General features: G+C 44.9%; 20 protein-coding genes. 7 read left to right on the top strand and 13 right to left on the bottom strand.

Going from position 1 to position 22776, the window contains the following annotated elements; genetic code table 11:
* Positions 1 to 223: 223 nt before the first annotated feature.
* On the bottom strand, positions 224 to 691 hold the full coding sequence (locus ACYVGR_RS19500) for a response regulator (protein WP_460959727.1): 468 nt from the start codon (positions 689 to 691) through the stop codon (positions 224 to 226).
* A 302-nt stretch (positions 692 to 993) separates the two neighbouring features.
* Between ACYVGR_RS19500 and ACYVGR_RS19495 the strand changes: the two genes are divergently transcribed.
* The 3 genes from ACYVGR_RS19495 to ACYVGR_RS19485 all read left to right on the top strand — a co-directional run bounded on the left by ACYVGR_RS19495 (position 994) and on the right by ACYVGR_RS19485 (position 2761).
* A complete protein-coding gene (locus ACYVGR_RS19495; protein WP_460959725.1) occupies positions 994 to 1431 on the top strand; it encodes a response regulator in 438 nt (145 codons plus the stop codon).
* A gap of 67 nt (positions 1432 to 1498) precedes the next feature.
* The gene (locus tag ACYVGR_RS19490; protein ID WP_460959723.1) at positions 1499 to 1933 is read left to right on the top strand and encodes a response regulator; all 435 of its coding nucleotides are present in this window, start codon (positions 1499 to 1501) and stop codon (positions 1931 to 1933) included.
* Positions 1934 to 2395: 462 nt separating this feature from the next.
* Positions 2396 to 2761: a hypothetical protein gene (locus tag ACYVGR_RS19485; RefSeq protein WP_460959721.1), complete on the top strand. Its 366-nt coding sequence runs from the start codon at positions 2396 to 2398 to the stop codon at positions 2759 to 2761.
* A 277-nt stretch (positions 2762 to 3038) separates the two neighbouring features.
* Here ACYVGR_RS19485 and ACYVGR_RS19480 read toward each other — a convergent pair whose 3' ends face one another.
* From ACYVGR_RS19480 to ACYVGR_RS19460, 5 genes are all read right to left on the bottom strand, one after another.
* Positions 3039 to 5696, bottom strand: a complete 2658-nt coding sequence (locus ACYVGR_RS19480; protein WP_460959719.1) for an excinuclease ABC subunit UvrA — start codon at positions 5694 to 5696, stop codon at positions 3039 to 3041.
* Between the two features lie 871 nt (positions 5697 to 6567).
* A complete protein-coding gene (locus ACYVGR_RS19475; RefSeq protein ID WP_460959717.1) occupies positions 6568 to 7434 on the bottom strand; it encodes an alpha/beta fold hydrolase in 867 nt (288 codons plus the stop codon).
* A gap of 83 nt (positions 7435 to 7517) precedes the next feature.
* A complete protein-coding gene (locus ACYVGR_RS19470) occupies positions 7518 to 8084 on the bottom strand; it encodes an alpha/beta fold hydrolase (RefSeq protein WP_460959715.1) in 567 nt (188 codons plus the stop codon).
* A 46-nt stretch (positions 8085 to 8130) separates the two neighbouring features.
* Positions 8131 to 8322, bottom strand: coding sequence for a hypothetical protein (locus ACYVGR_RS19465; RefSeq protein WP_460959713.1), 192 nt, complete (start codon positions 8320 to 8322; stop codon positions 8131 to 8133).
* A 143-nt stretch (positions 8323 to 8465) separates the two neighbouring features.
* A complete protein-coding gene (locus ACYVGR_RS19460; protein WP_460959712.1) occupies positions 8466 to 9068 on the bottom strand; it encodes a Crp/Fnr family transcriptional regulator in 603 nt (200 codons plus the stop codon).
* A 235-nt stretch (positions 9069 to 9303) separates the two neighbouring features.
* Between ACYVGR_RS19460 and ACYVGR_RS19455 the strand changes: the two genes are divergently transcribed.
* Complete coding sequence (locus ACYVGR_RS19455; protein WP_460959710.1) at positions 9304 to 10095, top strand: alpha/beta fold hydrolase; 792 nt, start codon at positions 9304 to 9306, stop codon at positions 10093 to 10095.
* A 359-nt stretch (positions 10096 to 10454) separates the two neighbouring features.
* Here ACYVGR_RS19455 and ACYVGR_RS19450 read toward each other — a convergent pair whose 3' ends face one another.
* Positions 10455 to 11528 (bottom strand): glycosyltransferase family 4 protein, encoded by a 1074-nt coding sequence (locus ACYVGR_RS19450; protein WP_460959708.1) that lies wholly within the window; start codon positions 11526 to 11528, stop codon positions 10455 to 10457.
* 290 nt (positions 11529 to 11818) lie between these two features.
* Between ACYVGR_RS19450 and ACYVGR_RS19445 the strand changes: the two genes are divergently transcribed.
* Together ACYVGR_RS19445 and ACYVGR_RS19440 are read left to right on the top strand one after the other, a co-directional pair.
* Positions 11819 to 12841 (top strand): glycosyltransferase family 4 protein, encoded by a 1023-nt coding sequence (locus ACYVGR_RS19445; RefSeq protein ID WP_460959706.1) that lies wholly within the window; start codon positions 11819 to 11821, stop codon positions 12839 to 12841.
* 88 nt (positions 12842 to 12929) lie between these two features.
* The gene (locus ACYVGR_RS19440) at positions 12930 to 14768 is read left to right on the top strand and encodes an ABC transporter ATP-binding protein (protein ID WP_460959704.1); all 1839 of its coding nucleotides are present in this window, start codon (positions 12930 to 12932) and stop codon (positions 14766 to 14768) included.
* Here ACYVGR_RS19440 and ACYVGR_RS19435 read toward each other — a convergent pair.
* Both ACYVGR_RS19435 and ACYVGR_RS19430 read right to left on the bottom strand, forming a co-directional pair.
* On the bottom strand, positions 14757 to 16010 hold the full coding sequence (locus tag ACYVGR_RS19435; protein WP_460959702.1) for a glycosyltransferase family 4 protein: 1254 nt from the start codon (positions 16008 to 16010) through the stop codon (positions 14757 to 14759). The genes ACYVGR_RS19440 and ACYVGR_RS19435 overlap by 12 nt on opposite strands.
* A gap of 95 nt (positions 16011 to 16105) precedes the next feature.
* Positions 16106 to 16243 carry a hypothetical protein gene (locus ACYVGR_RS19430; RefSeq protein ID WP_460959700.1) on the bottom strand — a complete coding sequence of 46 codons (138 nt, stop codon included), beginning with the start codon at positions 16241 to 16243 and terminating at the stop codon, positions 16106 to 16108.
* 5 nt (positions 16244 to 16248) lie between these two features.
* On the opposite strand from ACYVGR_RS19430, the gene ACYVGR_RS19425 reads away from it, so the two are divergent.
* The gene (locus tag ACYVGR_RS19425; RefSeq protein WP_460959698.1) at positions 16249 to 17193 is read left to right on the top strand and encodes a hypothetical protein; all 945 of its coding nucleotides are present in this window, start codon (positions 16249 to 16251) and stop codon (positions 17191 to 17193) included.
* A 793-nt stretch (positions 17194 to 17986) separates the two neighbouring features.
* On the opposite strand, the gene ACYVGR_RS19420 is transcribed toward ACYVGR_RS19425, so the two are convergent.
* From ACYVGR_RS19420 to purB, 4 genes are all read right to left on the bottom strand, one after another.
* Positions 17987 to 18907: a helix-turn-helix domain-containing protein gene (locus ACYVGR_RS19420; RefSeq protein ID WP_460959696.1), complete on the bottom strand. Its 921-nt coding sequence runs from the start codon at positions 18905 to 18907 to the stop codon at positions 17987 to 17989.
* 9 nt (positions 18908 to 18916) lie between these two features.
* Complete coding sequence (locus tag ACYVGR_RS19415; protein WP_460959694.1) at positions 18917 to 19726, bottom strand: SDR family oxidoreductase; 810 nt, start codon at positions 19724 to 19726, stop codon at positions 18917 to 18919.
* A gap of 431 nt (positions 19727 to 20157) precedes the next feature.
* Positions 20158 to 21060 carry an NAD-dependent epimerase/dehydratase family protein gene (locus ACYVGR_RS19410; protein WP_460959692.1) on the bottom strand — a complete coding sequence of 301 codons (903 nt, stop codon included), beginning with the start codon at positions 21058 to 21060 and terminating at the stop codon, positions 20158 to 20160.
* Between the two features lie 330 nt (positions 21061 to 21390).
* Positions 21391 to 22731: an adenylosuccinate lyase gene (gene purB / locus ACYVGR_RS19405; protein ID WP_460959690.1), complete on the bottom strand. Its 1341-nt coding sequence runs from the start codon at positions 22729 to 22731 to the stop codon at positions 21391 to 21393.
* Positions 22732 to 22776: the final 45 nt, after the last annotated feature.

Genomic DNA, 22776 nt, shown 5'->3' with positions numbered 1-22776 from the left:
GCTATGGGCGCGCTAATCTCTGCCTACTTCAGGTAGTCAATGGTCTGGGCATGCGGTATGGAAAGAAAGGGCATAGCACTATGCCACAAATCGTTCATATCGAAACCGGTGTACATAAATTCTCTTTACACCGGCTGCTTTAGCTGCATTAATCGCCTGCTTATGATGCAGGAAGCGGTCGGTACCGTGATTGGATGATATGAGAATAGCTTACCCACTTTTACTATCCATGCAGAAGCGCTTGCTGTCTTTCGAAATACGTTTGCGGGAGTGTAGCGGTTTCGTACCAAAACAAGCGAAGATCGAGCATATACTGTTTCCAATCCTGGAACGAAAATGGCTTGGTAAAATAGGCAGCCGCCCCCAACTGATAGGCGTCTTTGACATGCCGAGCGCTTTGCGACAACACAATCGCCGGCAGCAGTTTTCCTAATGGATGAGCTTTAAGCAGTTGCAGAAAATCTAACCCAGTTTGACCGCCATCTAGAAAAACATCCAATAAAAGTAAGCGAGGTCCTTTCCCCTCCAGATTATACAAATAAACGACTGCTTCTTCAAAGGTGGAGATAGCAATAATATCAGCTTCTGGAAAGCAAGCTCTGGTTGCGCGTTGAATAATATCAATAATGGCCAGATCATCTTCCACCAGCAGGATGGGAAATCTAGGCTCACTGGTTGGATTCAAAGACATCGAGACAGTGGTGTTTATCAAAAGTAACCCGTTTCAGCGAAAACTGTTAAATTGAACGCCCTGCGTCATTAGGACAAGCAATGGGTTAACGACTTTGTCACAAGACAAACGGTGATAAAGATGCCTGCCTTTCATTGAACTAAATCCAATAACCTGGGACATACGTATTTATCTATTTTTAGCCAACACGTTCGCGATCCGGAGAGAATAATGTCTTCATGTTATTTAACCCAAAAGGAAAACACTAACCATGAACAAAAAGTATACTCACGTTAATAGCCCGATGAAATTCACTCAGTTAAATGAAAAACACGTTTAATGTTTTGATCGTCGACGATGATGAGGATGATCAGTTTTTACTAAAGACCGCGTTTGAGCAGGATTCACCCCTTTTCAATCTTCGATTTGCTAATGATGGTACTGATGTCTTAGAAAATATTGATCGTACAGACTTCCTTCCTGACTTGGTGTTATTAGATCTCAATATGCCCCGGATCGGTGGTTTTGAGGTGCTTTCTCATCTAAAAAACTCTCCACACTATCGCCACGTACCCATCTTGATATTAACGACGTCCGACAACGAGGAGGACATTAACCGATCCTATGAATTAGGAGCGAATACGTTCCTAATCAAACCGACGCAACATCAAGGATTAGTCGAACTGGCCGAACAGATTCGTCTATACTGGTTTAGGTTAGCTAAAATTCCAACCCGCCGGACCAATCAACGTGGGCCTTAGGATGGTTCAGCTGAAATCAATTCAAAAAATCGGGCTACTTACTAACCAACTTTCTTTATCTTAACGTATGCAGTCAGCACAATCTAGTCAGTACTTTGCTATTTTAGTGGTGGATGATGAACCGCCCATTTATGAACTTCTGGTGAGAGCTTCGGAAAAGGAGTTTCCCGAAGCTCGGTTTACCAATACTCGATCCGTTCAAGAAACGATTACGTATCTGGATAAGCAATCCGATCAATCTCCTCAACTCATTCTTTTAGACATCGACCTGCGTGAATCAGCCGATGGGTTAAGCTTATTACCTGAATTATGGGCGCGTTTCAAGGGCCGAGTGCCGATCATCATGCTGAGTTACCTGGATGAAGAAGATAAAATTGAACAAGCCTACGAACTGGGCGCTGTGGCTTATACGCAAAAACCTGAGGACATGCAGGGCTGGCATGAGTATGTAACCATGTTACGTCGGTATTGGCGTGATTCAGCTCGTCTACCGAAAATATAACTAGTTGAGCGTTCTGCATTGAAGTGAAATTCTGCCCAATAAAAGTTCATTTGTGGTATAGGATCGATAGCTTTTAGACTTTTGCAACAGCCAAAGTTTTTATGTTGAATAAACTTTTCAAGATCATTCACCCTATACAAGCCATAAAAGCATGTCCAATTGTCCTTTGGAAAGGGGATAGTAAAAGCTATTATTATGTTAATGGAATATCAGTAGGTCGGCTCTCTTCATTGCGAGTAAAAGACCGCTAAAAACGGCTTCTGGGCTATCGCAAGGACGATTATACAACAATTCTGAGCACGGAGTTAATCAAAATCATGCTTGAGAAGAGGGAACCTCTCTAGAAGAGGAGAGAACGGCTAATGAAGTACTTGCTTACAAAGAAGCTTGTTTAGGCTCTCTACAATTAAATTATCATAAAGCAAATTATACAACTGGTCAGATCTAGTTTGCGACACGGGCATGAAGAAAATATTTTTAGCCATTTTAACCTGCTGGTTGGTAGGCGTAGGGACTGCGAAAGCTCAAATTATTGTAGGAAGTATTAATGTTGACAGTCTCGATATTCAATACATGGAGTTAATTGGCTTTAATCGATCTACCTGGGAAGCTAGCGTCTGGATTGACTTCGGCCGGAATTATACTGCTAGTAAATCAAGCGAGTTCTTGAAGCCCGTTAACGATCATGAAAGGGTACGTTTTGCCTCTGTAGTTGAAGCGCTGAACTATATTTATAAACATGGCTGGGAGTTAGTAAACGTGTATGTACCCTCCCCTGATACTTCTCGCCATTATGTATTACAGCGGAGAAGTCAAGCTGTAAAATGAATTGACTAACTGATGTTAACCTAGCCCAAATCTATACTATTCCCACCACTCCTTTCCTGGCGTACTCGGAAATCGTTTGAAATCAATACTCGTCTCAGTAGGATCAAGGTCGTTTTTCTCAATATCCAATCGCCTGGCACCTACGGAATAACGTTTTCCCCCGTTAGTAATGAGGGTCTATAATTCTTCCGGCTCCAAGCTAGGAACTAACTCAGGATGAAACTAGGGAGGTTATAAGAAACTAACTTGTTAACACATAGACTGGTTGTTGCGTTGATTAGGGGGTACTTAGCGCTGGCTTCAGGATGTTTGCCAGGAAAGGTGCCGTACGGCTTGCCGGACACGCGCTGATCTCGGAGGGTGTTCCGGCCGCAACGATCGTGCCACCGCGATCCCCGGCTCCGGGACCAACGTCAATAACCCAATCGCACTGGGCGACCGTGCGCATATCATGCTCGACAACGATAACGGTATTACCGGCATTAACCAGGCGGTTAAGCTGAACAAGAAGACGGTCGACATCACGCGGATGCAGTCCGGTGGTTGGTTCATCTAACACGTAGAGAGTTGTACCGCGTTGCGTGCGTTGCAGCTCGGTGGAGAGCTTGATCCGCTGGGCCTCGCCACCGGAAAGCTCAGTAGCGCTTTGCCCAAGCTTGAGATAACCCAGGCCAATATCCCTCAGTGTTTCGAGAGACCGCAATACCAACACTTCCTCGGCAAAAAACAGGCAGGCCTCGTCAACCGTCATGTCGAGTACATCCGCAATGGTTTTGTCGTTCCAGTTAATCTCCAGCGTCTTATCATTATAGCGTGTGCCATGACAGGTCGGACAGGGCGCATAAACGCTCGGCATAAACAGCAGCTCGATGCTGACTTTCCCTTCTCCTTCGCAAGTCGGACACCGCCCTTTGGCGACATTGAAGGAAAAGCGACCGGCATCGAAGTGTCTCCGACGTGCCTCTGGTGTTGCAGCGAAGAGTTTTCTGACATGATCAAAAAGCCCGGTATAGGTGGCCAGATTGGAGCGTGGCGTTCGTCCGATTGGTTTTTGATCGACCTCAATCAGTCGCTGGATGGCATTGATATCCCCCTGCAATTGACCAATGGTTTTTTCGGCAGGGCCCTCCTCCAGAGCTTCTTCCTCGGTCTCCTCCCGTCTCATGCCCAAGTGTTCTCCCACCAGATCAAGCAGAGACTGGCTCACCAGGCTGGATTTACCGGACCCCGACACACCAGTCACGGCGGTAAAACAACCCAGCGGGAAAGAAACGTCAACGCCCTTGAGGTTGTTTCGTCGGACTCCTTCCAGGCGCAGCCAGCCTTGAGGGGGACGATTGGGGGACACGAGCCGGGTTGTTTCCTCAAAAAGGTATGGCCTGGTGCGGGACTCGCTGACCTCCCGAAGGCCTTGTGGTTCACCACTGTAGAGAATGCGTCCGCCCGCGCTGCCTGCCTCAGGGCCGACATCAATGAGCCAGTCGGCACGGCGCATCATCTCAACATCGTGCTCGACCACGAACAGCGAGTTACCCGACGCTTTGAGCCTATCCAGCGCGTCAAACAGCGCGTGGCCATCGGCTGGGTGCAGTCCTGCCGTCGGCTCATCCAACACATAGATAACACCGAAGAGTTGGGAGGAGAGCTGGGTGGCCAGACGCAGCCGCTGCAACTCACCGGATGAGCAGGTGGGCGTGCTGCGGTCCAGCGACAGGTAGCCAAGGCCAAGCTCAATGAGCGTGGTCAGGCGATCCAGCAGATCACCGCACAGGCGCTCGGCAGCGATGCGCTTTTCCAGCGAGAGATCATCCGTGCGACGCACATCCGGGGCGCCCTTGTGTGCTGAGCCACCTGCACTCACGCGCATATCCAGTGCGGCTTTTGCCGCTTCACGAGTCACGAGCGACGTTGATGGATTCGTGTCGGCGGCAAACTCGCCATTCGCGGCCGGCCTGATAACTTCTGCCAGTTGCACCAGGGAGAGGTGCGAAAGATCGGCGATGTCGTAGCCAGCGAACGTAACCGAAAGTGCCTCGGGCTTTAAGCGCTTGCCCTTGCATACCGGGCATACGGTGCTGATCATAAACTGCAACACGCGTTTTCGCATCGCTGCACTTTCCGTATTGGCCAGCGTATATTCCAGGTTTCGCTTGGCGCTGCTGAAGGTGCCCTGATAGCTCGGTTCCAGCTTTCGTCGCTGAGCCTGACGCGTTTCGGCCGGAGTGAGGCCTGCATAGACGGGAACCGTCGGCTGCTCGTCGGTAAACAGAATCCACTGCCGATCCTTTTTGGGCAGGTCTTTCCAGGGAATGTCAACATCATAGCCCAGCGAGACTAAAATGTCGCGCAGGTTCTGACCACCCCAGGCTGTGGGCCAGGCGGCAATGGCCCGCTGACGGATGGTCAGCGAAGGATCTGGAACCATCGACTCCTCCGTCATGGTATGCACGCGGCCCATGCCCTGGCAACGGGGGCAAGCCCCTTGTGGGGTATTGAAGGAAAAATCCTCGGCATAAAGCATCGTTTGGTGGGCAGGGTAGGTACCGACGCGCGAGTAAAGCATACGTACCAGACTCGAGAGTGTGGTTAGGCTGCCTACCGTCGAGCGGGCATTGGGCGTGCCGCGTTGTTGCTGTAGGGCGACGGCGGGTGGTAGGCCATCAATCGCATCGACATCCGGCACGCCGACCTGATCGATCAGCCGCCTGGCATAAGGAGAAACTGATTCAAGATACCGTCGCTGTGCTTCGGCATAGAGGGTGCCGAAGGCAAGGGAAGACTTGCCCGAGCCGGAGACACCACTGAAAACCACCAGCTGATTTCGTGGAATTGAGACGTCGATATTTTTGAGGTTGTGCTCACGTGCCCCCCGTACGCGGACATATCCGGATGCTACTTTATCGTCCTGGTCGTTAGAGCTTGTTCGTAGAGCCATGCTAAAAGAAGTGCTTGGAGATGTTGCTATAAAATGTTAACGTGTGCGCTTTTTCGTTAACCGCGTAAATGAACTTGCCTCCTTTTACCGAACAGTATAGAAAACACTCATAACGTATTGTCCAGTATAAGGTAACAAATCAAATGGTGTCTTTGTTAAGGACAAGCAGACGAGAGCTAGTGCTTATTCGGCTGTAGTCGTGAAGGCTCTCGCTGTCAACGAAAAGCCCCCAATTAGTATGCTTGGTGAAAATTATAAAATGAAGTTTTGGTATATAACTACAGGAGTACTTACACATGAAACTTTTGTATAATCTGCTGTATACTAGCCAGAGTTAGAAACCATGAGCTAAACACTGTTCCAACAAACTCCCTAAAATTGAGTAATCGCACTTACCTCTTTCGTCTCAGCTTGGAGCCTTTTGTAATATTATGTAAAGCATGGTTACAAATGATAAGAAGCGCGTTTTTATAGTAGACTTTCCCGGGTTTTAATCGGACCGATACATAAATGCTCAGTTTAACTCAGGAGACCAAAATGTTGAACAACAAACACAAGCCGTTAACTACCAGCTCAACCAGATGGGATGGCATTTCGAAGTGTTTATCGACCAGTTGACGTTTTGTCTGCAAGATTGGCCTGCCTTACGTGATGTGTGGCTGATTGTCTGGTGGTTACCAACCGTATCTCTAGTGCGTATTTTAAGTCTATCCATCTGATAATCATTTATTAAAATCAAAAAGTACGCTATAAGGATATAAACTGCTGATGGAATAGGATTATCAGAACTAATTGAACAATGTCAATTTGAAACACATCAGGGCTAAGCCTATTAAATAGGCTTAGCCCTGATGTTGATTTAACGCATGCTTTATGATATGGCTAAAAAAGAATTAACTTCTTTAACAAAGTCCTGGCTATGTTGAAAAAGTGCACCATGGCCTGAATCACTCCATAGAATGAGTTTTGAATTGATCAGGTACTGTGCTAGCGTGAATGAATTGATAGAAGGCACAATCAAATCATTGGTGCCGTTTACGATCAAAACAGGCTGTTTAATATGGCGCAGTTGCTGGTATTCCGGATCTTTTTCATGCCCATAGGTAATAATGGCTGTTGCCTGTGCATTGACCGTTGCTCCGGTCGTAGGCGTATCGCGGTTCTCTTTTCTAAATTGCAGACGTTCTAAGAACTGTTCGCCAGCTTCTACACCATTATTTGTTTTTGTAAAAAATATATTTCGCAGAACTTTGGCAGGGCCATCCGACATACCTGCGGTTACTACATTCACAATTTCGGTTATTCCTTCACTGCCTTTCGGGCCGGTACCTGCCAGAATTACTTTACATACCAATTCAGGATATCCTTCTGCCAGGTTTTGTGCAATAAAACCGCCTAATGAAAAGCCAAGCAGATATACTTTTTCCAACCCTAATGCCTTGATGAACTCATAGGCATCATTGGCCATTTCGGTTACTGTAGCGGGCGTTTCGCCTTCGCTGCTACCGACACCCTTGTTATCAAATAATATGATCGGGTGTGTTTTGGCCAATTCATTGGTTAGGGCCGGATCCCAATTATCTAAAGTACCAGTAAAGTGTTGCAAGAATACAATGGGTATGCCTTCTTGCTTCCCAAATGAACGATAAGCGAATTTTGTACCTTTTACATCGATAAAGGTAGTTGGTACTGTTTCGTGAGTAAGTATATTGGTGCTCTTGGTTAGAGAAAGTGACATTTTATTGTGTTTTATGACCGGGCTTCTCCTTTCCGTCGGAAGAAGCCCGATATGAAGAATTTATTTTTTGCTGTTAATCGGGATTACTTGCTTTCGGTAATCAGTATGGTGGCCAATTTATCCGGCATAGAAACGAATGGTGTATGACTGCTTTGCAGCGTATACACTTTATCAACTTTGCTATTTTTTACCATGTATTGTTGGGCTGGATAACTGATCGCATGGTCATTTTCTGTGTGGATATACACCTTCCTGACGCTGCCAAAGTTCTTTTCGGTCAGATGTACCGGGGTAGCAAGAGGTACCAAGGGTTCTGCTTTAATAGTGGCTGCCAGGTATTCCTGAACCTGCTGAGGGGCATCGGCCGCGAAAATATCCGCTACCCCTTCTTTCGCAATGATTGCGGCACCATGTTCCTTATCGACTGTAAGAAACTTACCGATATGCGATGCTGGGTCCCCTTTTGCAAGGCCTAGAAGGCTGTCCCCATCATGCGGAAGTGCTGCTGCCAGATAGATTAGCTTTTTGATTTGTGAAGGAATCTCTTCGGCAACCTGGCTGATGACCAATCCGGCAAAACTATGGCCCACCAAAACCACATTGGTGCGGGTGCCGATAGCCGCTTTTACCTGGTCAACATAAGTTTGCAAGGTAATACCGGCAAATGAAGTGGTATCTTTTCCGTGGCCTGCCAGGTTAACCCAGGTTAACCGTAATCACCTCGTCGCCCTGGGCCGTTAACAAAGGGGTTACGGCATTCCATGCCGATGCATCTGACCAAGCGCCGTGAACAAGTACGACCGTTTTCGAATTTTTGCTGATTGTGTTTTGGGCCTGAGCCGAAAAACCTAGTACACTCATTGCCATTGCGATTATTGCTGTTTTCATGATTTGTGGTGCCTAATTGTTTAGGACACCACAAACCTCGGGCTCAGCTAGGGCAATAAGTTTAACCCAGGTTAAAATCGAAAAACCCGCCAAACAAATTTGTTTAGCGGGTTTCAGTAGCCATAACCAGAAGATACCGGGTTTTACTTTCCAACCATTCGTTTACGAATCCGGCTCAAGGATGGCCCCTGGATGCCCAGGTAAGAGGCAATATGATAAAGGGGTACCGAATTAAAAATAGTTGGATGTTTCTCCATCATTTCCCGGTAACGATCTTCCGGCGTTTTAAATAAAAAACCTTCGGTATTGGTCATCACTTCATGAAAAGCTGTTTCGGCAACAATCCTTCCAAACCGTTCCCACTGGTGTGATTGTCTATACAGTTCATTCAGATGATCAATATGTATGTATAATATATGCGAATCAACCATAGCCTCCGTGTAATAATCGCAGGCCGTTTGGGCTAAAAAACTTTTATAGGAAGCTACAAACTGGTGATTAGTAAAGAATAGCATATTCTTTTCTTCACCCGTCTCGCTGTTTACCCGGTATATCCTGAATACCCCGTTGATTACAAATCCAAGGTGCTTGCAAACATTTCTATATTCATTATAAAACTCACCTTTTTTATACTGTTTTGATTGCCAGTACGGTAATGACAAGTCAAATACTTCCGGTTTCATACCGGCAGAGCCTAAAATCGTTCGTAATAAGTCTATCTCTGTTTCTATTTTGTTCTCCACCATGCTCTAAAAATATAAATTTTAGTGATATCAAGTGTCGACTTGTGCCTATATCATAGTGCCTCCTCATTACGGATAAATCCCTGTAGGGGTTGCTTTAAGGGATTGCTTGGGATTATTTTCGATTTTAACCTGGGTTAAACTTATTGCCGCGGCCTAGCCCGAGGTTTGTGGTGTCCTAAACAATTAGGCACCACAAATCATGCACAAACTGATCGTACTCTTCCTTTCTGTAGCTATGGCTACTATCCTGTTCACCTCATGTTCCCAAAAGAATGATGACGTGAAACCCGTTGCTAAAAATTATGTGTTGGTACACGGCGCATGGCAGGCTCCTTATGTATGGGATGCCGTAAAAGCCAGCTTGATTAATGAAGGCAACAATGTGACCGTTGTAGAACTGCCTGGCCACGGCAGCGATCAAACTGTTCCCTCCACCTTAACGTTGACCAGTTACAGAGACAAAGTTCTTAATGCTATGTCAGGAATAAACGGCAAAGTTATCCTGGTAGGCCATAGTTTAGGCGGTATGATCATTTCTTCTGTTGCCGAGCAGAATCCGTCAAAAATTGAAAAACTTGTCTATCTCGCAGCTTATCTCCCATCTTCCGGACAATCCTTACTGTCTCTTGCTGGCACCGATGCCGGCTCAGCACTTGGTGATTCCGTTAATCATGTCCCTATACTGACCCAAAATGCGAACGGAACCCTGGATGTGTTGCGTGACCAGCTAGTGAACGTCTTTATCCAGGACGGTTCTGCTCAGGTACAAAATCTTGTTTTACAAAATTATCGCCCTGAACCAGCCATTCCATTTACCAATCCGGTGACATTAACGGCGGCTAATTTTGGCTCTGTTGAGAAGGTTTATATTAAAACCTTGCAGGATCGGGTGGTTTCGCCTGGTCTGCAAGCCAGAATGATCGTATCTGGAAACGTAAAAACAGTTTATCAATTAAACACCAGCCACTCGGCATTCTTAGCAAAACCAGATTCGGTAGCCATATTGTTAACTAAAACAGGACAATAACATAGTCAGAAAGAATTCAATATAACAATCAAAAAGGCCATCTCATAACTGACTTATGAGATGGCCTTTTTGTTGGATAGTTAGGGTATATGCCTCAGACATAGTGGGGGTTACCTATGGCTATGGACTAGCGGATTTGGGTAGCGCCCTGGCCAAATCGTATCATCGTCCGATAGGAATAAGTCTGGGTTTTTGGTTGAGTCGAAGATCTTCCGGACTATAGGCTACCGATTTACTATACCTAGAAATCTACGGTTTGAGCCCAATAGGCGTACCACTGGGCAGCTATTAAAAACAGCCTTTTCGGAGAATTTCCCTTTTACAAGGGTACTTTACTTTTTTAGCCTATGTTTGCACAATCAGTTACATATGGTACTCTCATACACTGCTACATATTGCTTGGCGCTGCTTTCCCAATTAAAACGGGCTGCATTTTTCAAAATAGCTTCTTTACGCTCCAACGACTCGAAGGCTTTCATGCCTTCCCAGTACACTTCCTGAATAAGGCTGGCTTCGAAAGTAGAAAAGTAAAAAGCAGCATCACCGCCTATTTCTGGTAGCGAGGTGAGCGTAGAAAGGAAAACTGGTTTACCAAATTGCATAGCTTCGATAACGGGTAAACCAAAACCTTCAGCAAGAGAAGGGTGGAGCAGAGCTTTACAATTACGCAAATACCAGATTTTGTCTTCCTCCGAAACCGTGCCTGGCAAGTGCAGGCGCTTCTCTACCCCTAACTGCTGTGCCTGGCTTCGCATCTGAGTTACATAGTCTGGACTATCATGGTGACCAATAACAATCAGTTCTAAATCAGGATTCGATTGCAATAAGGGCAGCAGAACATGAAAATTCTTCTTTTGATTTACATAGCCAATTCCCAGCAGAAACTCGCGGGTTGGTTTATAAGCAGCAACGTCTCCTGTTGTCTCTGATAATTTACTGACGCCATTGTGAATAACGTAGATAGGCTTGTCGCCTGTGGAGCAGTGGGTAAGGACGTCATTCTTTGTAAATTCAGAAATGCAAACAATAGCATCACTCTGATCAATTAAGGCCTGTGTATGCGCCAGACTCTTCTGCTGAATGTAGTCGGGCTTCCCTTCGTGTAATACGTTTAAGTCGTGAATGGTCAGTACTACATTAAGATGAGGAAACCTCTTTTTGTTCGGCAAAATCCTTCCTGATTGAAATGGAGCATGCCACACCCGGCAATCGAACAGAAAGGGCTGGATGAGTTTATGCCATCTATGCTCGACCAAATGGTACGGTTCGGGGGGAAGGACCAGTTTTTTTCGACGCGGAAGATACATTTTCATGAAAGGCTGATTGGTTTCAACCAGCAACTGGTTGATATGCTCGCCAAGATTCTGGCAATACTGGTAAAGGCCAGAATGGGGAAACTTCATTAAGTCGCAATCAAGAATAATACGGGACATAAGCCTGAAAGAGGTCGGTAAATGGGCCGGCTAATCGTTTTTTTGGGTTTTCTGCAACATTAAGGCCTATCACTCCGTATTGCTCATACTAAACCCTTCGTTGCACGACCTACTACATGTGGAGCAGTTTTTTATTATAGCTGGACTTTAAACGGAAGTTATCGTTTGTGGGTCCTTTTAGTAATGAATAGTAACTGCTTTTATAGAGGTGCAGTTTTTGATTTTTTCAATTACTTAAACAACGTTAGGAGAACTTTAGTATGATGCGTATCATTTTTGATTGCGAGAGAATGAAGTATGTCAACACAGGACTTTACTATTATTGTCTCAATCTAGGACGAACTATTCAGCAGCATACCTGCCCAGAACAATTGTCCGTATTTATCCCAAACCATGTTCGGGAAGCCTTCGATTCTTCGACAACCTGCATCAAGCAGCATTCACTTCAGAAATTCCTGATGCCATCCGTTGGTCAATACCATATCTGGCATAGTACCTATCAAAGTTCTCAATACCTACCCCGCAGAAATAAGAAAATTAAGGTGCTACTAACAATTCACGACCTTAATTTTTTGCATGAAGACAAAGCTGAGCACAAGAAAGAGAGTTGTTTGAAGCATGTGCAGCAGAATATAGACCGTAGTGATGCCATCGTATGTATTTCTGAATTTACCAAGAACGATGTACTAACGCATTGTAATACGGCCGGGAAACCTGTCCATGTTATTTATAATGGTACAAATCAATTGCATCAACCTGTGCTGAAGGCGAAATCATACCGCCCAAGAATTCCCTTTTTATTCAACGTGGGCGTGATTGCCCGCAAAAAAAACCAGCACCGAATTCTGCCTTTATTACAACGAAATCCGGCATTGGAGTTGATTCTGGCAGGTCGCCACGAAGATAAAGAGTATGCTCATTTTCTACATCAGCATGCCTCTGAATTGAACGTGGAAGACCGGATGCATTTGGTCAATGAAATTTCAGAAGAAGAGAAATCCTGGTACTATCATAATTGTCAGGCTGTTGTCATGCCGTCTCTGGCCGAAGGGTTTGGCCTTCCCGTTACCGAAGCCATGTCCGTTGGAAAACCTGTGTTTCTATCGAGGCATACAGCCCTGCCCGAAATAGGGAAAGATTTTGCATTTTACCTCCACGATTTTGATAACATACATGATGATTTCGCCGATGGAATGCAGCGATACCAACGAGCCGGTAGCCAGATGGAGGCAGCTCTGAAAGCTTATAGTGCTACATTCAACTGGGAAGATTCGGCCAGAAAATACATTGACGTCTATCGGTCAATGGCCTGATCTGAGTTACTCTTGTTTCCTTGGACAACCTGTCCAAGGAAACAAGAGCTGCTATCGCATAATTATCTGTATCTGGTATTAATAACGAATGAAGATTTATAAACGGCTAATGGCTTATGCCAAGCCTTACGGAAAGTTTATTATTCCTTTTTTTATATTCACGCTCATAGGCGTTTTCTTCAACGTATTTCAGTTTGCGTTGATCATTCCTCTGCTTAATTTTCTGTTTGACCCAATTAATACGGCTGATGCCGCCAAGTATGCATCGGTGCCGGATTTCCAACTGACACCAGCGTATTTTAAGGATGTGTTTTATCATCAGATTTATCATTTTAAAACCACCAAACCGATCTATGCGCTTTATTTTCTAGCGGGTACGATTGTGGTGTCGGTTATATTGACCAATCTGTTCCGGTTTCTGGCTCAGCAATGCCTGCTTAATGCCAGAACTCTGCTGGTAAAACGGCTTCGGGAGGCTCTGTTCTCCAAAATTAATCACCTGCATTTAGGTTATTTTACCAAAGAGCACAAAGGCGATTTGCTTTCCCGACTCAATGGGGATGTGTATGCTATTGAAAGCGTGGCAGGTAGTTCAATCGAGGTTGTCTTTAAAGAACCCTATGTATTTATTGGTTACTTTATTGCGCTGTTTGCTATATCCGTTAAGCTAACACTCTTTACACTAGTTATCATCCCAATCTCGGCAATCGGCATTGCGGCTGTGACCAAGAAGCTCAAAAAAGAAGCGCAGGATGTGCAGTCTTCCATGGGACGCATGCTGACCATTATGGACGAAACCTTACTTGGTATGCGCATTCTTCGGTCGTTCAACGCCACGGATTTTGTGCTTAAGCGATTCAGTCGGGAAAACGATTTTTACCGACAGGCAAGTTTGGAGAGTTTTAAACGGCGCGAGCTGGCTCCGGCTTTTTCAGAGGCATCGGGCGTGTTTATCGTGGCTTGTATTCTGGTGTATGGTGGTAGTTTGGTGTTAAACAATGAGAATAATTTACAGGCCGGCTCATTCATTGCGTTCATTGCTATTTTCTCACAGGTGATTCGACCTGCAAAAGCAATTGTGGTAGCCTTTACCAATATTCAGCAGGGTCAGGCTGCGGGTGAGCGTATTCTGGAGCTATTGGACAAGCCCATAGAAATAGAAGATAAGCCAGATGCCAGTGTGCTGGAACGGTTCCGGCGTGACATTGTTTTTGACAATGTTAGTTTCCAGTATGGCGACAAACCCGTTCTGAAGAACATTAATTTCCGAATTGCCAAAGGAAAGAAAATCGCGCTCGTGGGACCTTCGGGGGTTGGGAAGTCGACCATTGCAGATTTGATCCCCCGCTTTTATGAAGCTACCCAGGGAAGCGTTCAAATAGACGGTATCGACGTCAAAGACTATTCGATGGAATCGCTGCGGAGACAGATGAGTTTTGTAACCCAGGAGATTATCTTATTTCATGATACGATCTTCAATAATATAGCCCTCGGAAAGCCGGATGCCAGTATGGACGAAGTGATCGAAGCGGCTAAAGTGGCCAATGCGCACAACTTCATCATGGAAACCGAAGATGGCTATAATACGGTCATCGGCGATAGAGGTATCCGCCTGAGTGGTGGCCAGCGCCAGCGCCTGAGTATTGCCAGGGCTGTATTTAAGAAACCTTCTATTTTAATTCTGGACGAAGCCACGTCTGCACTGGATATCGAATCCGAAAAATCAGTGCAGGAAGCGTTGAACAACCTGATGGAAGGTCGTACAACGCTGGTTATTGCGCACCGCCTGAGCACCATAAAAGAAGCTGATGAAATCCTGATTATGGAGGGCGGAAAGATCGTAGAACGAGGCAATCACTATGAACTGATCAATAGCGAAGACAGCGTGTATAAACGCCTGAACATGATGCAGGAGTTAGTGCAATAAGCGTCCGTTGCCAGCCACATAATCAACCGCTTTGGCGAATTTTGCCAGCACCTTATCCCAGGTGTAATTTTGCTCGATATAGGCCTGGCCTTTTCCTGACATTTCACTGGAACCCTGAGACAAAAATTGCTGAACAGCATCCGCAAAGCTGGTATAATCCACAAACAACAGGCCTGCCTGACTAAGGTTAATGTGATCTTCAAGAACTTCACATTTTTTATTGGCAAGTACAGGAATGCCATACGCGAAACTTTCCAGCGTAACCATCGATAAACTCTCGTGCTGCGAAGGAATAACCAAGGCTTTAGCCTTTTTCAATAAAGCTATTTTTACCTCTTCGTCCACAAATCCGGCCAGTAGCAAATCGGGGTGATCAGGAATGGGCATGAACGCTTGGCCAACCAGCACCAGCTTTAAGTCGGAAGGGTGGTTTTCTTTATATTGGATAAAATAATCGAACAACTCCGCACAGCCTTTGGCTTTATCAATTCGGCCAATGTAAATCAGGTAAGGTGCTTCCACCGTTAATGCTGTAGTTGGTAAATTGGTAGGGTTTACGTCAATTTTTTCAATCCCAACCCCAATGACATCGTTGTAAATGGCTTCGTTCTTAAATAATTGATTTACAAACCGTTTCTCGGCTGATGTGAGAAATAGAATGGCTCGTGGCTTGTGAAATAAAGTCCGGAAACCAGGCAAATAAATAGGGATTTCGTCGTGCGCTGTTGGAATGAAAATCGACTTTTGGGGGGCTACGTTCATCCCCGCAATGGTGGGGTAATAAAGATAGGTAATGAAAATAAGCGCATCATATTGCCGATGATTACGCTTTAAAAACGTGATCAGATCAGGTGTATAAGGCCCTTGATACTGTGCCCATCGCATCATGTAGCGCCCGACGGTTTTGCCGACTAGCGCACGTCCCCACATGCGAAGCCAACCCATTCCATGCCATTCCTCTGGTCGCGACCATTTCTTGATTTTACGTTCAGTCTCATACATCAAGTGGTCCTTCGCTTGCCGTTCGTAATGCGTTGGAAATCGATGTACGTTCACTCCATTTATCTGGGTGGTGGCTGCCGGATACCAGTTAGCCCAGGTAACATATTCTAGTGCACAACTCGTTAGTACATCTACTTCATACGTACTGGTTAGTCGTTCGGCAAGAACGCGGCAATAGTATTCTGCCCCGCCATTTACTTCTACGCCATACCGTTGGACAACAAAGGCTATTTTTCTCATGTAAAGAGTATTGATTTTTTGATGCCTGCCGGCTGATAGCAGTATTATCACCGGAATCAGGCATTTTGAGCCTCACAGGCTTTATTACAATGCTATTAACCTGCATTTATGGATTCGTGTTTAGCACCAGAGACATTCTGGTAAATTTGCTGCTCATTAAACAGGTTACTCCATCCCTGGCCAATTACTACCTGATACAAAAAGATCAATCCCATCACAGACCTAATATTCATGCCGTATGAGGAGAAAATTAAGGCGATTTTTCATCGAACCGATACAAACACAACTGCGGGAAATACAAGACCAGTTGCGGGATACACAGGATCAACTTAGACAAGCTAAAGAAGATAATGCGGCTACTAAACTGGTGATGGGGGCAACGCTGGCTAAACTAGCTAAGCAGGCTACTTCCATGAAGGATGCGGAATTTAAACTATTTTCTCAGTTTGGAGACGACGGAATTATCCAGTACTTAATTAGTTACGTCAACCCCCGCGTGGATACGTTTGTAGAATTTGGCGTGGAAAATTATGAAGAAGCAAATACCCGCTTCTTATTGATGAATAACAATTGGAAGGGTTTGGTAATAGATGGTTCGTCGAGCTTTATTGATTACATAAAGACCCGTTCGTTTTACTGGCGTTATAGCTTAAAAGCCGTGGCGAGTTTTATTACCGCAGAAAACATCAACCAACTGTTAGTCAGTAGTGGAATTACCGGTCAGATCGGATTACTCAGTATTGATATCGACGGCAATGATTATTGGGTGTGGAAAGCCATCACTGTAGTTGAAGCCGATATTGTGGTTATTGAATATAATAGTCTGTTCGGCTCCGAGCGCTCGATTAGTATACCGTACAACCCTGATTTTGTGCGCGAGCAAACTCATTACTCCTATTTGTATTTCGGCGCTTCGCTCCCCGCTTTGTGTGACTTAGCGATTGAAAAGGGTTATGCTTTTGTGGGTTGTAATCAGGCTGGTAATAATGCGTACTTTGTCAAAAAGGATAAATTAAATGGATTACCCGCTATATCCGTTGAGGAGGGATATGTATATTCTCGTTTTCGGGAAAGCCGAAACCAGAATGGTCAAATGTCCTTTCTGGATGGCGTAGAGCGCCGTGCTCTACTTGAAGGACTTCCTGTTATTAACACCAAAACGAATAGCGAAGAATATCTATAAGAAGGAGTTTTCAATATATGCCGTTAGCCGGAATAAGACAAATAGGGCCAGTTGTCCAATCACTCGGCTACGCATTGACTCGGCTCATCTGGGTTATATTGGTGTGCCTACAAAGTACATTCTGAGATGCATCGAGCAACGGATTTTACATGAGCAAACGGAAGCCTTTAGCCGTCTCAATTAGATAGCTCTAGTTTTTTGATATCTGCTTTTGGCTGGATCAGAATGCTATTTCCGGCCAGAAGGCAATCAATTGGCATTAAGATCTGACTATTACTGATAAATTCATACAAGTTTGTTTACTTATTCTCTTGAAATAAAGTCCAAATATTACCCGTCCATATGTATTATAACGTGAATAATGGATGGAATCTAAAATTGTTGATTGATTGTCAGTTATTTATAATATTGTTTTTTGTCATCCCGACGCAGGAGGGATCTTCGGCAACTGATTATTTACCGAAGATCCCTCCTGCGTCGGGATGACAAAACCATATTTTATCACTCTGACTATCAGTTATTTATGCATTATTTCAACCCATTATTCACGTTAAATAGTTGTTTCAATCCTTATTTTTAGCCAATTAGGCTCATGGATCAGTTTTATAAATGCCTGACCAGTTTTATTATGCACTGATCTGCTTTTGCAACAGCCACAAATAATAGGTTTACCCAGAAGGTGATCTAACGATACGCAGTACAACCAACCCGGTGGCATTCGATGTGTTGATTAAGGCTTTTAGCGATAGGGCCACTATCCTGACAATTCTATGATAGGCTATTCCGAAAAAAGTCAATTCTTATGCAACTGATGCTTAAATGCAATGGGCGTTAAATTTGTCTTTCGTCTAAACAGCTTACTAAACGACTGTGGGTAATCAAATCCTAACCGATAGGCGATTTCGCCCACTGTCATATTTGTTCCAGCCAGGTATTCCTTTGCTTTTTCAATCATTTTTTCATGAATGTACTGCTGTGCATTTTGCCCGATAAGGGCGCGGAGCATATCGCTCAGGTAACGAGGAGATACATTAATATGAAAAGCCAAATAGTCGACAGTTGGCAGGCCGGTTGTTAAGCCTTGTTCGCTACCGAAATATTCATCCAGCAGTTTTTCTATTCGGTACAACAGATCGTGATTGACCGTTTTGCGCGTAATGAACTGCCTTCCATAAAAACGATTACTATAATTGAGTAGGGTCTCAATCAGTGAAACAACAATATCTTGGCTAAAATCATCAAGACTGTGCTGTAGTTCATCGTTAATATTTTTAAAAACCGTCAATAGGGTATTCTTTTCCTTGTCTGAAAGATGCAAAGCCTCGTTACTTTCATACGAAAAGAAGCCAAATTGTTTTATGCGCCTGCCCAGGGGATAATTCCGGATATAATCAGGATGAAAAAGCAGGGAGATGCCAAAATAGTCGTGATCGCCATCGGTCGAGATTAATTGTCCGGGCGCGGTGAATACCATTGTCCCATCGTCGAAGTCATAGTAATGCTGACCGTAGCCTGTTCTCCCTTTCAGCCTTTTCTTGTACGAAATGGTGTAGAAATCAAACATGAACGACTGAGGCAGAGTAGCTTTATTCGCGATAGTCTGCGTATTATCGAACAGACTTACCAGGGGATGTAAAGGCCCTGGTAAATCCATTAATTGGTGCAATTCGACTGGTGAACTGATTTTAAGGGGGGTATTCGATGTATGTTTCATGTAGCCATATTAATCAGGTTGATTCCCTAAAAAAGCGGATTCCATAAAGCGCCTGAACCCTTCATCGCCGAGTTGCAGTCGCTGGCTGTAAAGGCCCCTAGCATCTTCTCCAGCCAAATAACGCAATTGATCTTTCCCATCGGTGGCGGCTTCATAAACAACTTCGGCTATTGTTTCGGCCGGGGAAAAGGTAACCTGATCGACATTCGAGAAAAAGCGGTTAAACAGTTCACCGTAGGCAGGATGATAGGCTTTATCGTAAGACCGGCCAATAAAATCAGTCTGAATAGCTCCTGGTTCAATCACTTTGATCCCGACATTGATGCTTTTCAGTTCATAAGCCATACTTTCACTCCATCCTTCCAACCCCCATTTGGTGGCATGGTATAACGATGAAAACGGAAAGCCAACCAACCCGCCCACTGAGGTTGTCGTAATAAAAAGCCCGCTGCCCTTCTCCCTGAAATAGGGAATAAATGCCTGCGTAACCCGGATGACGCCTAACAGATTGGTATTGATCTGACGGATCAACTGTTCGTCCGAAGTGGCCTCCAACGGGCCTGACAGGCCATACCCGGCATTGTTAAAAACGACATCTATATTGCCAGTCGCAATGGCCTTACTGACGGCTTGCTTAATCTGCTCAGTGTCAGTGACGTCCAGCGGTAAAATCGTTACGTTGTCCAGTTGACTCAGTTCACCTGCCTGCTCAGGCTTACGCATGGTTGCTATGACGTTCCAGCCTTTTTGTTGAAATAAGGTAGCGGTGGCCTTCCCTAGACCCGACGAGGCTCCGGTAATGAAAATTGTCTTGCTCATTTGCTTATTCGTTTATAGAGCAAAATTGGTCGGAACGTTTCAGGAAGATGTGGCCATATTGAGTTTAGTTGTGTTCAAAATGACAACCGCATCAGGTATCCTTTGCTTTACGTTCTGTGGTCAATACCGTAAACATAAAAAAGAACGCACTCGATAGCGCAAACAGTCGGGTGAGTTCTTCCTGGTCATACTTAATGACAAACTGGTGTTCGACACTGTAATGGCTAATTCATGGATACCCGTCGTACGTCGACTATGTAAGAATAGCCCTACACGATCATGCGGGAGCAGTGTGAACGGCAAGGCAAACGCTCGGATCGGAATAGCTCGCTGCCCGAGCGGTGTATTGAGTAACCAACTGGAACCTAGACCGAATCTGTTAGCTCGCCCCTTTCCTTTGGTCAATCTTAGCTGAGATGTTGGTTGCTTTATTACTCCCAGGGCACATACTTCTGCCAGTTATGTTGTTCCTTAAAGCCCAGCACTTCCCGAATTTTTCGGTTTGAAAACAAAGCTTCATACTTCCCCAATTCGCGCGTAAGGGGCACACCAGGGAAGAACTTTTTAGCCAGTTCTAGGCTAGGAAGAATAGCTCCATTGTGATCATTACCTGCATTGAAAATCTGATATCCAAGACCCTCTTTTTGCAAACATAAATCCACAATCTGGCCCAAGTCTCGCGCATCGATGTAGCAAAAGGCATTCCGACGTCGCACTTCAGGGTGAGCCAAATAAAAGGGAAACAGCTCGGAGTATTCGTGCGGTTCAATCACATTACCGATCCGAAGGGCGTACACATCAAAGCCCGACCGGCGCTGGAAGCTACGGGCCGTTTGTTCATTGACTACCTTCGATAAGCCGTAGCTATCCATGGGATCAACGTCATAATCCTCTTCCAACGGCAACGATTTTGGGTTGGTTTGACCATCGGAAAAACAGATCCCATAGGTAGTCTCTGAAGAGGCAATAATAATCTTTCGAATACCCAGTTTGACAGCCGCTTCAATCACATTATAGGTGCCAATGGTGTTAACCCGAAACGTTTCATTATCTGATTTAAGTAAAATTCGGGGCACGGCTGCAAAATGGACGACGGCATCAAATTTGGGTACGCCCGTACCTGACTCCAATTCATCTAAGCTGGCATAAGAACTTAGGGCATTAAACATTTGTCCAGAATCCGTAATATCAGCGACGATATTATTTACTCCTGGATGATCCAAGGGCATCAGGTCTACATTCAACACGGTATGGCCTTGGTCGATCAAGTAGGGAATGACATGCTTTCCAGCTTTCCCCGATCCACCAGTAAAAAATATGCGTTTTTTAGTCATGTATTCTGCTGATTAATCTATGATTTTTTTACTTACAAATTGATCTTGTTTACCCCACTTATAACAGGTCAATTTAAACATTATTCGTTACTCGTTCATTGAGTAATCGTGGGTGTGGCACTGAGCAAGCTCTTTGTTTGATCGTTAATATTAGGTATTGGTAGCTGGCCCCTATAGACTTATAGATGGGGATAATTGCCCGATTTCTGGTCATAGCAGACCAGTACAGATTTCAGAATGAATCGATTATAGTTTGTTTATAAGGCAAAGAGCCGTGCCGCTTGTTAGCAGCACGGCTCGTTATATAGATCTAACTTTACTCTACATCAATTATATTCCTGTATAGGTAAATGGTGTAATAGCGCGTAGCTCGCCCTTAACTGCTTCCGATACGTCTAAACCCTCAATAAATTCGCGAATGGTATCCGCTGTAATTTTCTGATTGGTTCGCGTAAGGGCTTTTAGGGCTTCGTATGGCTGTGGGTAGCCTTCGCGACGGAGAATCGTTTGAATTCCTTCGGCTACAACAGCCCAGTTGTCTTCCAGATCAGCATTGAGGGCGTCCTGGTTCAACTCCAGTTTATTCAAGCCTTTCAGAAGTGATTTGAGCGCAATAACCGAGTGCGCAAACGGAACGCCAATGCTCCGTAATACCGTTGAATCAGTCAGATCGCGCTGCAACCGGGAAACAGGGAGTTTAGCTGATAAATGTTCGAAAATGGCATTAGCGATACCCAGATTTCCTTCCGAATTCTCAAAATCAATCGGGTTAACTTTGTGTGGCATGGCCGACGACCCTACCTCACCTTCTTTTAGACGCTGCTTGAAGTAATTCATAGACACATAGGTCCAGACATCACGATCAAGGTCAATCAGGATTGTATTCAGCCGTTTAAAGGCATCCATCGTAGCCGCCAACATGTCGTAATGCTCAATCTGGGTCGTAAACTGGCTACGAACCATGCCAAGACCTTCAACAAACCGATCGCCAAATTTCTTCCAGTCTTCCTTTGGATAAGCCACCGCATGCGCATTGAAGTTACCCGTTGCCCCACCAAATTTAGCCGCCGTCGGAATGGTCGCCAGAATTTGTAATTGTTTCTCAATTCGCTCAACAAAAACGGAAAGCTCTTTTCCTAAACGCGTTGGCGACGCGGGCTGTCCATGTGTGCGAGCCAGCATCGGTACATCCTTCCATTGATTGGCCAGCTCCTGTAATCGCATGAATATCTGCCGGTAAAGCGGTACAATTTCGGTGTCGAGCACTTCACTTAGCAACAGCGGAATAGCTGTGTTGTTGATATCCTGCGAGGTTAAGCCAAAGTGAACGAACTCCAGATACGGTTCAACAGGCGATCCTTTCAGTTTTTCTTTGATAAAATACTCAACCGCCTTGACGTCATGATTCGTAGTCTTTTCGATTTCCTTGATCCGTAGCGCATCCTCTTCCGAAAACGTTTCGTATAGGGTTCTCAAAACAGAAAACTGTGCTGCATCAACTCCGGCGAGTTGTGGTATAGGCCATTCGCAGAGCGCAATAAAATATTCGATCTCAATACGAACCCGGTAATGAATTAAACCAAGTTCCGAAAAATAAGGAGCTAAAGCCTCAACCTGAGACCGATAGCGACCGTCAACGGGCGAAATAGCCGTTAGTGCAGACAAAGACATATATATGATGTATAATGTAATATGTATGATGTGTTATATATGATA

The organism is Spirosoma litoris (assembly GCF_054776755.1).
The sequence above is the reverse complement of the archived record's forward strand: the minus strand, read 5'-3'. Positions and strand labels throughout refer to the sequence as shown.

Excerpts from the sequence above, each read along its gene's own strand:
- ACYVGR_RS19500 (WP_460959727.1), bottom strand. The coding sequence starts at position 691 with ATGTCTTTGAATCCAACCAGTGAGCCTAGATTTCCCATCCTGCTGGTG.
- ACYVGR_RS19495 (WP_460959725.1), top strand. The coding sequence starts at position 994 with ATGAAAAACACGTTTAATGTTTTGATCGTCGACGATGATGAGGATGAT.
- ACYVGR_RS19490 (WP_460959723.1), top strand. The coding sequence starts at position 1,499 with ATGCAGTCAGCACAATCTAGTCAGTACTTTGCTATTTTAGTGGTGGAT.
- ACYVGR_RS19485 (WP_460959721.1), top strand. The coding sequence starts at position 2,396 with ATGAAGAAAATATTTTTAGCCATTTTAACCTGCTGGTTGGTAGGCGTA.
- ACYVGR_RS19480 (WP_460959719.1), bottom strand. The coding sequence starts at position 5,696 with ATGGCTCTACGAACAAGCTCTAACGACCAGGACGATAAAGTAGCATCC.
- ACYVGR_RS19475 (WP_460959717.1), bottom strand. The coding sequence starts at position 7,434 with ATGTCACTTTCTCTAACCAAGAGCACCAATATACTTACTCACGAAACA.
- ACYVGR_RS19465 (WP_460959713.1), bottom strand. The coding sequence starts at position 8,322 with ATGAAAACAGCAATAATCGCAATGGCAATGAGTGTACTAGGTTTTTCG.
- ACYVGR_RS19460 (WP_460959712.1), bottom strand. The coding sequence starts at position 9,068 with ATGGTGGAGAACAAAATAGAAACAGAGATAGACTTATTACGAACGATT.
- ACYVGR_RS19455 (WP_460959710.1), top strand. The coding sequence starts at position 9,304 with ATGGCTACTATCCTGTTCACCTCATGTTCCCAAAAGAATGATGACGTG.
- ACYVGR_RS19450 (WP_460959708.1), bottom strand. The coding sequence starts at position 11,528 with ATGTCCCGTATTATTCTTGATTGCGACTTAATGAAGTTTCCCCATTCT.
- ACYVGR_RS19445 (WP_460959706.1), top strand. The coding sequence starts at position 11,819 with ATGAAGTATGTCAACACAGGACTTTACTATTATTGTCTCAATCTAGGA.
- ACYVGR_RS19440 (WP_460959704.1), top strand. The coding sequence starts at position 12,930 with ATGAAGATTTATAAACGGCTAATGGCTTATGCCAAGCCTTACGGAAAG.
- ACYVGR_RS19435 (WP_460959702.1), bottom strand. The coding sequence starts at position 16,010 with ATGAGAAAAATAGCCTTTGTTGTCCAACGGTATGGCGTAGAAGTAAAT.
- ACYVGR_RS19430 (WP_460959700.1), bottom strand. The coding sequence starts at position 16,243 with ATGAATATTAGGTCTGTGATGGGATTGATCTTTTTGTATCAGGTAGTA.
- ACYVGR_RS19425 (WP_460959698.1), top strand. The coding sequence starts at position 16,249 with ATGAGGAGAAAATTAAGGCGATTTTTCATCGAACCGATACAAACACAA.
- ACYVGR_RS19420 (WP_460959696.1), bottom strand. The coding sequence starts at position 18,907 with ATGAAACATACATCGAATACCCCCCTTAAAATCAGTTCACCAGTCGAA.
- ACYVGR_RS19415 (WP_460959694.1), bottom strand. The coding sequence starts at position 19,726 with ATGAGCAAGACAATTTTCATTACCGGAGCCTCGTCGGGTCTAGGGAAG.
- ACYVGR_RS19410 (WP_460959692.1), bottom strand. The coding sequence starts at position 21,060 with ATGACTAAAAAACGCATATTTTTTACTGGTGGATCGGGGAAAGCTGGA.
- purB (WP_460959690.1), bottom strand. The coding sequence starts at position 22,731 with ATGTCTTTGTCTGCACTAACGGCTATTTCGCCCGTTGACGGTCGCTAT.